Origin of the sequence: Pseudoalteromonas sp. L1 (genome assembly GCF_021728095.1) — a bacterium.
Taxonomy (GTDB): Bacteria; Pseudomonadota; Gammaproteobacteria; order Enterobacterales; family Alteromonadaceae; genus Pseudoalteromonas.
Window position 1 is genome coordinate 413,655 of record NZ_JAKKCT010000003.1, and the last position, 12,198, is coordinate 425,852.

General features: G+C 40.2%; 14 protein-coding genes. 9 read left to right on the plus strand and 5 right to left on the minus strand.

Translation table 11 applies throughout. The features are described from left to right. Nucleotides 1-16 precede the first annotated feature (16 nt). Genes L3V38_RS11965 through azu form a run of 4 tightly spaced genes read left to right on the plus strand, consistent with a single transcriptional unit; the run spans nucleotide 17 to nucleotide 3,032 of the window. Nucleotides 17-1,045, plus strand: a complete 1,029-nt coding sequence (locus L3V38_RS11965; protein WP_237119543.1) for an iron ABC transporter permease — start codon at nucleotides 17-19, stop codon at nucleotides 1,043-1,045. Further along, nucleotides 1,038-1,826 (plus strand): heme ABC transporter ATP-binding protein, encoded by a 789-nt coding sequence (locus tag L3V38_RS11970; RefSeq protein ID WP_237119544.1) that lies wholly within the window; start codon nucleotides 1,038-1,040, stop codon nucleotides 1,824-1,826. The genes L3V38_RS11965 and L3V38_RS11970 overlap by 8 nt, the downstream gene beginning before the upstream one ends. Continuing rightward, nucleotides 1,823-2,545 (plus strand): DUF2470 domain-containing protein, encoded by a 723-nt coding sequence (locus tag L3V38_RS11975; protein WP_237119545.1) that lies wholly within the window; start codon nucleotides 1,823-1,825, stop codon nucleotides 2,543-2,545. Before L3V38_RS11970 ends, L3V38_RS11975 begins: the two co-directional genes overlap by 4 nt. Nucleotides 2,546-2,582: 37 nt before the next feature. Next, complete coding sequence (gene azu / locus L3V38_RS11980; protein ID WP_237119546.1) at nucleotides 2,583-3,032, plus strand: azurin; 450 nt, start codon at nucleotides 2,583-2,585, stop codon at nucleotides 3,030-3,032. A gap of 48 nt (nucleotides 3,033-3,080) precedes the next feature. Here azu and L3V38_RS11985 read toward each other — a convergent pair whose 3' ends face one another. Next, entirely contained in the window at nucleotides 3,081-3,695 is a 615-nt protein-coding gene (locus L3V38_RS11985; RefSeq protein WP_237119547.1) for a hypothetical protein, read from the minus strand. Nucleotides 3,696-3,703: 8 nt separating this feature from the next. Then, nucleotides 3,704-3,940 carry a helix-turn-helix transcriptional regulator gene (locus L3V38_RS11990; protein ID WP_237119548.1) on the minus strand — a complete coding sequence of 79 codons (237 nt, stop codon included), beginning with the start codon at nucleotides 3,938-3,940 and terminating at the stop codon, nucleotides 3,704-3,706. A gap of 197 nt (nucleotides 3,941-4,137) precedes the next feature. On the opposite strand from L3V38_RS11990, the gene L3V38_RS11995 reads away from it, so the two are divergent. Continuing rightward, nucleotides 4,138-4,782, plus strand: a complete 645-nt coding sequence (locus L3V38_RS11995; protein ID WP_130151142.1) for a tellurite resistance TerB family protein — start codon at nucleotides 4,138-4,140, stop codon at nucleotides 4,780-4,782. Between the two features lie 162 nt (nucleotides 4,783-4,944). Next, the gene (locus tag L3V38_RS12000; RefSeq protein ID WP_237119549.1) at nucleotides 4,945-7,215 is read left to right on the plus strand and encodes a TonB-dependent receptor; all 2,271 of its coding nucleotides are present in this window, start codon (nucleotides 4,945-4,947) and stop codon (nucleotides 7,213-7,215) included. A gap of 66 nt (nucleotides 7,216-7,281) precedes the next feature. On the opposite strand, the gene L3V38_RS12005 is transcribed toward L3V38_RS12000, so the two are convergent. Together L3V38_RS12005 and L3V38_RS12010 are read right to left on the minus strand one after the other, a co-directional pair. Next, nucleotides 7,282-7,515 (minus strand): hypothetical protein, encoded by a 234-nt coding sequence (locus L3V38_RS12005; protein ID WP_237119550.1) that lies wholly within the window; start codon nucleotides 7,513-7,515, stop codon nucleotides 7,282-7,284. A gap of 93 nt (nucleotides 7,516-7,608) precedes the next feature. After that, nucleotides 7,609-7,857 carry a hypothetical protein gene (locus tag L3V38_RS12010; protein ID WP_130151139.1) on the minus strand — a complete coding sequence of 83 codons (249 nt, stop codon included), beginning with the start codon at nucleotides 7,855-7,857 and terminating at the stop codon, nucleotides 7,609-7,611. Between the two features lie 165 nt (nucleotides 7,858-8,022). Here L3V38_RS12010 and L3V38_RS12015 point away from each other — a divergent pair, with 165 nt between their 5' ends. The 3 genes from L3V38_RS12015 (at nucleotide 8,023) to L3V38_RS12025 (ending at nucleotide 10,539) form a co-directional block, all read left to right on the plus strand. Further along, nucleotides 8,023-8,469: a carboxymuconolactone decarboxylase family protein gene (locus L3V38_RS12015; RefSeq protein WP_237119551.1), complete on the plus strand. Its 447-nt coding sequence runs from the start codon at nucleotides 8,023-8,025 to the stop codon at nucleotides 8,467-8,469. After that, entirely contained in the window at nucleotides 8,462-9,226 is a 765-nt protein-coding gene (locus L3V38_RS12020) for a helix-turn-helix domain-containing protein (protein WP_130151138.1), read from the plus strand. Before L3V38_RS12015 ends, L3V38_RS12020 begins: the two co-directional genes overlap by 8 nt. Before the next feature lie 164 nt (nucleotides 9,227-9,390). After that, nucleotides 9,391-10,539 carry a hypothetical protein gene (locus L3V38_RS12025; protein ID WP_237119552.1) on the plus strand — a complete coding sequence of 383 codons (1,149 nt, stop codon included), beginning with the start codon at nucleotides 9,391-9,393 and terminating at the stop codon, nucleotides 10,537-10,539. A gap of 53 nt (nucleotides 10,540-10,592) precedes the next feature. Here the strand turns inward: L3V38_RS12025 and L3V38_RS12030 are convergent, their stop codons facing one another. Further along, complete coding sequence (locus L3V38_RS12030; protein WP_237119553.1) at nucleotides 10,593-12,188, minus strand: RICIN domain-containing protein; 1,596 nt, start codon at nucleotides 12,186-12,188, stop codon at nucleotides 10,593-10,595. Nucleotides 12,189-12,198 lie beyond the last annotated feature (10 nt).

The window sequence follows — 12,198 nt, forward strand, 5'->3', positions numbered from 1 at the left end:
TTCGATACCCTTGCAGATGACTGCTCGGCTTTTTCCTAATAAGTGGATTATTGCATGCGTGTTATGTATTGCTGTTTTATCTCTAGTAAGCATAGGCTTTGGCCCTGCTGGCTGGGATTGGCAATTAGCAATCGCATGGCTTGCACCTGAGTACTTTACCCAGTTTGATGCACTACAAATTAACGTGGTAACACAAATACGCCTGCCACGTTTCATGCTTGCTGTAATGATAGGTTTAGTCTTAGCGCAAACAGGCACTGCAACACAAGCACTGTGCCGTAACCCCCTTGCTGATCCGTCAATTATCGGCATTACCTCAGGAGCAGCAGTTGTTGCTGTTGCATTTATTACGTTAGGAACTCAATTTGATTTTCAAGCTAATAAATACTTACCCTATGCGGCATTTATTGGCGCATTCGTTGTCACCCTATTTGTTTACTTAGTTGCTAAACAAGCAGGCCAAGTAAATGTAACAACATTGATTTTAGTTGGCGTTGCAATTAATGCTTTAGCCTTTGCACTCATTGGTTTATTGAGTTTTTATGCCGACGATAGCGCTTTAAGACTAATCAACTATTGGACTATGGGCTCGTTAGGTGGTGCAAACTGGGCCAATCTAAGCCAAGCAATGCCTTTATTATTGATGAGTGCTATCGGTCTTTGGTACTTAAAAGAACCCATGAATTGTTTATTACTTGGCGAATCGCAAGCACAGTATTTGGGGATCAATACGCACACGCTTAAATTCCAAATCATTATCTTAGTTGCCCTTGGTGTTGGCGCAAGTGTTGCTCTAACTGGTTTAATTGGCTTTGTAGGTTTAGTCGTACCTCATATTGCAAGACTCATGGTGGGCCCGCATTTACGAATAATGATGCCCTTATCTATGCTGCTCGGGATTATTGTTTTACTGCTCTCTGATTGGCTTGCACGTACGCTCGTTATGCCAGCGGAGCTGCCCATTGGTATTATCACAGCCCTGCTTGGTGCACCTTTATTTATCTACCTCATCCTTAAAAGTAAACACGGAGGCCTAGGTGCTTAGTTTTAGAAATCTTAATGTCAGCTACGGCAAAACACGCATCTTGCAAAATATCACCGGCGAGGTAAAGGTAGGTCAATGTGTTGGTTTGATAGGCGAAAACGGCGCCGGTAAGTCAACTCTTATACATACTCTCGCAGGAACTATCCCCTATCAAGGAGATGTGACATTACACAATCAACCTTTAGCGCACTACAGTCAAATAGAATTGGCACATAAACGCGCTGTTGTCATGCAGTCTCAGCAATTGGGTTTTGCTTTTACAGTACAAGAACTGGTTGCAATGGGTCGTTATTCATACAAAGAGTCAGCTAAACAAAGTGCCAAAAAAGTAGCTCAATATATCGACTTTATGGAACTTAGTCATTTGAAGGAGCGTCGCACAACTGCGCTATCGGGTGGAGAATTACAACGGGTCAGTATGGCCCGTTGTTTAGCGCAACTTGATGCTTTTAGTGATAATAGCGAACCTAAGCTGATGCTTCTTGATGAGCCAACATCTGCCCTTGATATGCGCCATCAACATACTCTGCTGAGTTGCGTAAAGCACTTCGTAGACATGGGAAATGCAGCTATCATCGCGATTCATGACCTAAACTTAGCCGGCCTGTATACCAGCGACATTATCATGTTGCATCAAAAACAGACTTTAGCATCCGGTGCTACACCCGATGTCCTTACAGAACAAAATTTAAATCATATTTATGCCATGCCATTGCATGTTAAGCCTCATCCATTGCATGACGCCCCTATGATCTATTCTCAACGTCAGGAGTTTTTATGAGAACACAAGCAGTCCATCATGCCAAACAATTGGTATATAAAAAAAATAGCGGTGTTATGTCGACCCTTTCATATAATTTACGTGGTTATCCATTTGGTTCTGTCACGCCTTATATGTGCGATGAGCAAGGCAAGCTTTATTTTTTTATTAGCGATATTGCACAACACACCAAAAACCTAACTCACGACAAGCGCATGAGCCTCACCGTTTTTGATGCTGCCGATACAGGGGATCAAAACGAACATGGCCGAGTAACAATTGTGGGTGACGGCTCTAAAGTACCTCAAACATTCGCTGATGAATTGCTGAATAAATACATTGCCCTTTACCCTGAAGCTGATACATACCGTAGTGCCCATGACTTTAATTTGTGGCAACTTGAGCCTGTGCGTATTCGCTATATTGGTGGATTTGGCAAAATTTTCTGGATAGAAAAAGACGAATGGCAATCAGCGAAAAAAGTGTGGGATAACACCCAAGAACAACAGATGATCAATCATATGAACGAAGATCATCAAGACGCTATGGGATTGATCTTAAAACACCATTACAAGGTAGATGCCCATGCACCTGTCATGAATGGCTTATTACCACAAGGCTGTTATATCAGAAGCCACAAGAGAAACTACTACATTCCTTTTAGTGAGGAATGTGATAGCCCACAAGCAGTACGTGTTGCACTTGTTCAGCTTACTAAAGAAGCAAGAAGTACTGTTTAACCTTTCTAATGCGAACTATAAACCCAAGGAGAAATCCATGAAGATCACACAACTAACCATAGGCTCACTTTTATTCGTATTGGCTGCATCAGCAAATGCCAACGAGTGTGAATTAACAATTGAGTCAAATGATATGATGCAATTTTCAACTAAATCATTATCAGCCCCAAAAAGCTGTGAAGAGGTCACTGTAACGTTAAAGCACACAGGAACACTTCCTGCCAATGCGATGGGTCATAATTGGGTGTTATCGAAACAAGCTAATATTCCTGATATTGCCAGTGACGGTATGAGTGCAGGGCTTGATAAAAACTACCTTAAACCGGGTGATGAGCGTGTTCTCGCTGCAACCAAAATCATCGGTGGAGGTGATCAAACAAGTGTCACATTTAAAACAAGCCTATTAAAAGAAGGTGAAAGCTATGCATTTTTCTGCTCATACCCTGGCCACTACGCAATAATGCAAGGAACATTCTCGCTCAGCTAAAAATGCCTATGCTACTGGTATGTTCCAGTAGCATAACCTTATTAATTGTTACACAACCTCGACTAACTCTGGTTTTTTTATAAAGAAGATCATTAAAACAATTAACGCAACAGGGAATAAAACTAGGTTCATATATGCAAATATCACGGTAAGTTGGAAAATACACATAATCAATAAAAGTACTGAAAAAACCGTCAATAAAGCGGGCGTACCATGACGTTTTGTTAATAATAAAGCTGCGGTTATTAACCCAACTAAGGCATACAACCCAAGACTGCCAGCGGATACTATCATGGCGATACCTGCCACCGTTTCAGCAGTAGCAGCCGAAACAGTTTCACTACTCACAGCAAGGAAAACATCACACAAAACTGTTGCATGAAACGATAAAACCAATACAGCCAATATACATAACATAATACGTACAATTTCGACATCAAACATATCTTTAAGTGCTTTACGTAAGCTTAGATACACATATATTTCTAACGCACCTAGTAGCACAAATACAGCATCAGAGAAGCTCAAGCTTTGTAGATCAAGCTTCAGTACTTCACCTAATCCTTCTAGTGTGTTGCCAAAAATTGAAATCCAATACATAGGAAATATAACAGCTAACACCCCCGCCGCTATTCCTGGTAGTAAAAAATCACGATTAAGCATTTGCGCTCCTAAATTCTGCTTTCTTTATCATCTTCGTCGCTATCCTTTTGGTACTCTAAAATATCGCCTGGTTGGCAATTTAATGCCTCACAAATGGCCGCAAGTGTACTAAAGCGAATAGCCTTCACTTTTGAGTTTTTGAGCAAAGAGAGGTTGGTCATAGAAATACCAATACGTTGCGACAACTCTTTGAGCTGCATTTTGTTCTTTGCTAATTCAACATCTAAATTAATACGTATTTTCATAGTTCAAAAACTACACAACCAGTTTATGACTGTCAAACTATATTTTATGATTATCATAAAATAAAGAATGTTTAACATTGTTTTTTATTAACTTAAGAAGTCAAAAAAATACGAGCTATCATGCTTTGTAACATTAAACATATTTAATTTTGTTTCTAAAAACTCTACTCTGAGCAGTAGATGATAAGGAGACAACAATGAAAGACTTGCAAAAACTGGTAGGTAACTTAAACAAATCTGGTGCGCTGAGTGGCTTGCTAGGTGGTGTGGCTGGTAGTGGACTTACAAGCATGATGGGAGGAAAAAGCAAGAAAACAGGTAAAAAGGCTATAAAATATGGCGCGCTTGCTGCCATTGGTGGCCTAGCTTGGAAAGCATATAAACAATATTCAGAGCAAAAACCAACAGCAGCTAAACCCACCTCCTCGCGCACTTTTGACTTTACTCCAGCAGCAATGCCAGAGCATTCATTTAATGAAGTCATTGATGATAACCACACCGACGGGCAACTCTTATTAATGCGAGCAATGATCGCTGCCGCCTATGCAGATGGGCATATTGATGACACAGAGAGACAAAAGATTTTTGCACAAGTCGATACCCTAGAACTGAGTGCACAAGAAAAAGCGATGTTGTTCGATGAACTAAGAAAACCCATGCAATTATCAGAACTTGTTAATGCTGTACCCAACGCTCAAATGGGCATTGAAGTGTACGTTGCAAGCGCTAGTGCCATTGACTTAAATCAGAGTATCTCTAAACATTATTTAGAAGCGTTAGCAAATCAATTATGTATTCCAAATGAACTGGTTGATAACATCCACCAACAACTCCCTCAGTAATGCTTTAAAAATCTACCGTGCTCCCTAATTAGTGGAGCACGCTAACCTGTCCTAAAGTAAAACATTTTTAAGTAAAGCTAGATTAAATAGTGAATCTATCATTTGAACCTCATTCAGATATAAAGCAAAATTGGTATACTATAACATATCAAATAGTAAATAATGAGACTCAAATCCCCTATCCTCTGCATAGGATTATCGACCCCGCTGTATGCACAAGACATTGAACACATTGAAGTAAATAGCTATGTAAAAGACTACTCTCCCGTGAGTCAAATTGTTGTGGGCAAATCGGTTCTATCTGGCGAGCTATTAGCGCAACAAAAAGCATCGACCTTAGGTGATACTCTATCGCAAACTCCAAGTGTAAGTAGCAGTTTTTTTGGCTCTTCTGCGGGTCGACCGCAAATTAGGGGGCAAGGTGGGCAACGCGTGTTAATCACAAACAATGGTATGCCAATTCGTGATATGTCAGCGATCAGCGATGATCAACTCATTCCCATAGAACCCTTTTTTGCTGAGTCTATTACTGTTCTAAAAGGGGCACGTGCAACAATTCCTTTTGGCGGTGAAGCTATGGCGGGTATTGTTGATGTTAATGATGGTCGCATACCTTTACAACAAGAAGCCGAAAAAGAAGACAAAGTAGAAATTCAAACGGGTTATAATGCTGCAACCTCTTTACTTAGTACGCTAGGTGGTCAGCAAAATGACTTTGCGTATAACGTAAACCTGCTCTACCGAGAACACAGTGACTATAAAATTCCTAATACGGCAAAGGCTGCTGATTGCTCCAACTGGGGGAAACTAGTTTTAAATAGCCAACTGACGAGCCAATGTCAGGTTTCTCTCGCAAGACCCACTTGGGAACATGACGGCACCAAATTTGTTGATGTGACACCCATTGATGAGCAAATTATTACTCACCAGCTTGCCAACTCCGCAAACAAAGTGGTCAATTCAAGTTATTACCAAACCAATTTAACGTTTGGGGGGAGTCAACGTTTTGAAGATGAGCAGCTTTTCGGTTTATCTGTAAATTATAATGCCGCCAACCGTGCAATACCTGGGTTTATTCACCCGATACGCGAACGAGAACACTCACATGACACACAACAGAGTAACCAGTCAGGAAATATTCGGATTTACTCATCGCAATATCGAATTGATGCGCTTTACCAAAAACAATTTTCAGCTAATTCATACTTGAACCAGTTTAATGTAAAAGCAGCCTACTCAAAACAATCAGATGACGAAAACCTTGATCACCGTAGAGTAAATAAATTCATTTTGAAAAACTGGCAAATTAGCCCAACATTAAACTATCAATTCAGTGAGCAATTCACCGGTACATTTGGCCTGTTTATAGACCAAAGTGAAAAGCAAGGCAGTGGTAACAATAACTATTTGCCAGATATTAAAGCCAAACGCGAAGCTGCCTATATGATGCAAAACGCAGCGTTTGGACCTCTTTCACTTCAACTTGGCGCACGCTACGAAGAAGTAAAGTACACACCCACTATTAATAGTCACTATCAACCAGGCCGAGGCCTTGGAGCACTGGTTCAAAATAATAAATATGACCTATTCAACCACTCGGTTTCTTTAAATTGGGACATCACCTCATTTTGGTATATTGCTGCAAGCCTCACTCACGCTGAGCGTGCACCTGGCATGAATGAGCTTTATGCAAGCAATCCTCACTACGCACTTTTAATTGAAGAGCAAGGCAACTCAAATCTCAAAAAAGAGAGCAATAAAGCAGAAGAGTTTGGCACAGGTTTGCAATTTAAAAACCTAAGTATTACCGCCAATTGGTACGAAAATAACTACGATGACTATATTTATCTTGGCAGCACAGGAGTCAACAGAGGAGGTGTTTATGTCAAAGAGTGGCGTCAAGCGGATACACTCAATAAAGGCTTTGAGGTTGAGCTTAATTACACACTCAATACGCAAAACATGGGCGATTTTAGCTTTAGCGCTTATGTAGATGAAACAAAAAACACCCCAGTCTATCAATTTGATGGAAGCTATAACCCCTTCACACCTGAGGCCTTTTTTAATCCAGACGAAGCGCAAATGGCTGAGTACTTTCGTCGTCGACTGGAAGGAGACAGTATTCCTCGCACGCCAGCCGACAGCTATGGGGCAGCAGTGCATTGGCAATTTGAAAGTTTTAAGGCGTCAGTTGATTACCAACACAACAAAGCGCAACAACAACTTGCAAAGTTTGAACACGCATCACCAAGTTACTATAGCTTAGGCGCTAATTTTAGTTATAGTCGTTCACTTTTTGGTTTTGAGAATGAATTTTTTATAAATATCAATAATCTTACAAACCAAGAAATTCGCCCTCACCAAAGTTATCTACGCTATCTAGCGCCACAACCAGGGCGCAGTATCGCTGTAGGTATACGCGCAAAGATATAAACAAAATGGCCGCACTTTTAATGAGTGCGGCCATTTTTTGTACTATAGAAGCGTTTAGTACTTGTACTAATTTATTCTTACTGTATTTGTACTGTTTCGCTGGATATCACGAATACCTTGTTTACTTTCCTTTTCCATCGCAGCAATTTGCTCAGGAGTACGGCATACACGTGTTGGTATGTTACTGCCTGTTGGTTTTTCCCTTTTACAAATTAAGCCATCATTGCTTGCTTGCTCGTCGCTTGAACTTGCACAGCCACTCATTAAAACGGCTAATAAAATAACACTTAAAAATTTCATAGACTTCCCTTTTTTATATTGATTCAGTGTTTATTAAGAACATACTATTATATCGCTGTCCTAAAATAAAATTTTTTAGGTACAAAATAGTACTTAATGCGGTTTTTTAGTGCCGTATCTCACCATATCTTTACCATTTTCATAAACGTCATTGCTCACATAACGTCCCAATAAAAGCTGATGATTATCATCCAGCACAGCGACAAATGGACGACCATCACTGTTATTTGTAGCAAGCGCAACACCCGCAACATTTTCTAGCCCTAAGCCACCATTTTCAACAAGGCGTAAAAACGTTTCTAATTCGTCTAAAGTTTCGATTACATCGTTATCGTTAATCATCTTAAATACTCAGTGATTGCTAATCGGCCTAGCATAACAGGATTGAAATTTTGGTGCGAACTAGGTAAACCGAATTTCCCCATATAAACGTCGTTTTTTTGCAATCCTCGACTTTGCAATCAGTCTAAACTGAATACTCATTTAATTTTAAAAGGCTAATTTACGATGAAACGTGGTGACTATTACAACCTTCAACCTGCATTAACCAAACACCTTGTTGAGCAAGAGCAATTAATTAAAAAAGCGGTTGAAACAAGTTTTGGCCTAACAATATGGGAACTGATCAAACTAAGAGCATCACAAATAAATCAATGTGCTTTTTGCATTGCAATGCATACCAAACAAGCAAGAGAATACGGTGAAACGACCAACCGTATTATTGGTTTAAGTGCATGGCAAGACATGCCAATTTATACAAAACAAGAATGTCTGGCTTTAAAATTATGTGAAAAGTTGACACTTGCCCAACCTATTGATGATACTTTCTATCAATCTCTTAGTGATACATTTTCTGAACAGGGGTTAGTTGCACTGACGATTGCTATTAACGCAATCAACAGCTGGAATCGCATTGTGAAAATGTTTAAACCTGACGTTGAGTTTAATGAGTAACCATTTAACTTTAGAACTAAAAACACCTGAGGGTGATATAGCTAATTATATTCAAGCTATCTGGTATGCGACGGCGCATTCACACGGTGAGCAATGGCTTGCTTGCGATGGTGCGACTGGGGTTATTTTTCCTCTTGCAGGGGCGCTTTTACTTGATGATAAAGCGCTTTCTCCACCTTATGCATTTCAAGAAACGTCTACCCACGCAGCAAAGATCACATTTTCAGAAAATGCACAATTTTGTGGTATTCGCTTTAACCCAACTGTTTTAGCTGAGTTCAAACAGCACAATCACCCACTTATTTGTGAGCAATCATTAATGGCTATTGCCAAAGGTCTTCAAAAAAACGCCAATCTGCAGGCTTTTGAGGCGCTCATAAGCACGCATTTTAACTACCAACCTAGCATTGGTCACACATATGCAAAGCAATTAATTAGTAAACTGATTGAGTTGACACCACTGCAAACCGCCTATCAACTGGCTCCGTTAAGTAAGAGGCAGCTCGAACGGCAAATAAAAAACCAGTGCGGCGTTACACCTAAATATTTTGAACGAATTTACCGCGTAAAAATGGCCAAACAAACAATAAAAGATAACCCGACGATGAGCTTTGCAGATATTGCTCAACAGTGTGGCTTTACTGATCAGCCGCATTTTATTAAAGAGTTCAAAGCGATAATGCATATTACACCGGCAAGATACCGCAAACTATTGAATAATACGCATACTAAAAAAACCAAACTCATTATGCGTTGAGATCGGTATATTAAATTCATCAAATAAAAGTTCTATACCAATTATCAAACTCACTTAAATAGCATGAACTTACTTGCCAACGGGCGATTTTATTTGCGATCAGCTTTTATCCATAGGATAGTTAACAAAAGCCTAAAAACTTGCTGTTACACAATAGGATAATCATGAAAAAAGTTTTACTTGCCACCAGCTTCATCGCCTCGTCATTTACGGCATTTGCAGCCAATTTAACTGTTGAAGAACTGCGTATTGAAAAAGCGACAGAGGCAATGCCAAAGGTCTTAAACGCTTTCAGTGATGACATAAGTCATTTTAAAAATGCTTGGCAAGCAACCACAAGCTACCAGCAAGCAAGTGATCTTATTGATGACTACTCAAAACAATTATGGCGTGATGCAAAAGCACAGATCAAAAAAACCAACAGCTACGACGACCGTGAACTTTATTGGGCACGCTTACTTTCAAGTAAAGTTATTCGTACCAACAAGCCACAGTTTGCAATAACTGACAGCGAGCAAGCTGCGCTGTTAACCATGCTAGAAAATGGCAGCCGTGGTCGTACCGATCTTGATTTCAGTAAAAAAACCGACAAACGTATATTAATTACCGGCTTTGATCCTTTTTTACTTGATAGAAATATCAACCAAAGTAATCCATCTGGCGTTGCCGCATTATTACTCGACGGACAAGTAATTAGCTATCAGGGTATTACTGCTGAGATCAACACAGTGATGGTGCCTGTGCGCTATGAAGACTTTGATCAAGGTATTATTGAATCATTACTTGCGCCGTACTATGCACTGAACAATGTAGATATGATTGCCACTATCAGTATGGGTAGTAAAGACTTTGACTTAGAACGCTTCCCAGGTAAACGTCGCAGCGTAACAGCACCCGACAACGCCAATATTGTTTATGGTGGAACAGAGACTAATCCAAAAATATCAAGCTTGCATAACCGCCCCTTACCAGGTAATGAGTTTGTGACATTTAGCCTACCCGTAGAGCAAATGCAAAAAGCGAAAGGCCCCTTCCCAATTAACGATAACCACAAGGTCGTTACACTTGAAAAGGCTTTTGAGCCAAAATCACTCAAAGAACTTGAAGGTGCCATCGCAGTCAAAGGTGGTGGCGGTGGCTACTTATCAAACGAAATTTCGTACCGTAGTATTCGCCTTCGTGATGAACTTAACTCAGATATTCCAACAGGGCATATTCATACCCCTCGTATTGCGCAATTTGAGCCAGAGACAGAAGCAAAAATCGTTAAACAAATCAAAGCGATGCTCGAACACAGCCTTGTAGCACTCTAGTTAATTAGCTCAGCGAGTGTTTAATGCATTCGCTGAGCAATAAAACCTACGGCCTATTGCGGGCCCGTTCCTCCATCTACTTGGCTCCCCAAAGTATTTGCATTATCTAATCTATACGGGTAAAGCTGAACATCACTAAACACTGTTGCACCATTATCACGGTATTGATCTGTTGCTGAGCGCCCTGTGTAAATGTTTCCTGATGCACTGAAGTAACCCGAACCTTGATTCCAATGTGGCTTCGCTGAGTTTTCAAAATAGTTATTCTCAACAAGTACTTCTGCACCATCACTGGCACTAATTGCAAAATAGGTAATGTTTTTCCAGTAATTATTAAACATATGAACTCGTGAGTTGTAACCATCTATTTTAGGGTTTCGCCCTGCCGCAGTATCCCAAAAATTGTGATGAGCTGTGACTTGTGAGTTTCTGAATAAATGCGTGTACCAATGCTGATTAGCGCAAACTTGAGTGTTATACCCATAAAAACGATTCCAACTTAGGGTAATATTCTGACTATTATCAACATCAATATAACCATCACTGATCTTATTAAACGCCATATGATCAACCCAAACATGGCTACTATCATCAATTGAAATTCCATCGCCCGCTTCGACGAGTGCAGGGTTAATATTTTCCAGCATGACATTTTTAATAATAATATTACGTTGCTTGCTGATGGCTAAGCTAGCACCAACAATTTTTGAGTTCTTACCCAAACCTTGTAACGTTTTATTAGACTGAACAATAATACGACGGTCATTGCGCGTTACATTAACGGGTGAATTGGAAGAGCTGCCCAGCTCACTACAGCTTTGATTCCCTACAGGCACTCGATACCATGTTTTACCGTAATCATTCCATTGGCCGCAATCTAAAGGACATGCTTGCACTGTTCTATTGTTAGTGTGACAGTTAATCGTCGTATTATCGGGTATGTGGATCACCTTGGCAGAAGGCGAGCTTAAAGCGTCACTTAAAGCACTGCAACTTGTAACCCTAACAGGTGTTGCATTACCGCCACCGGTTGTTGTCGTTAGGCCATCTTGACCTGGTTGTGCAGCAAACCCAACTAAATCACTTGGCGTTGGCTGACTGCCTCCGTCACTGTCACATGTTGTATCAACAGGGTTTATAAACCATCTTTGAGAGCTTATTCCTGCGTCATCATTTTGATACACATTAGCCACATTGTTTGAGCCTGCCACAGTCAGTGATTTATTGGTTAACTTATTAATAATATTAAACCCACCTGATGACGATGCTTTAAGCTGCCAACGTTGATTGGCTCCTTGCCAATCATCATAAACAATAACATTAGCGCCATTTGATTGAGATGAGTTAAGTACATCCAATACCTTATTATTGTACTTAGATCGGATAACCCAATATCCATCGCTTTCTTTAATGAACTGAAACTTTTGATTGTTCCCCCCCCAATAGTCATAAGTGATGACATTAGGTGCTGCACTTGTATCACTTGTATTGATATCTAACGCTAAGCCAGACCCACGGTTAATAACGGAATACAACTGACCTGGTTCTGGCATTGCAGTACAATCTTCCGCTTGTAGTGGTAAAGATGTCAAACAGCTCAGAAGTAGACTAGCCAAGCCAATTTGTTTAATGACGTTTATTGTTTTCAAAACTATCCCC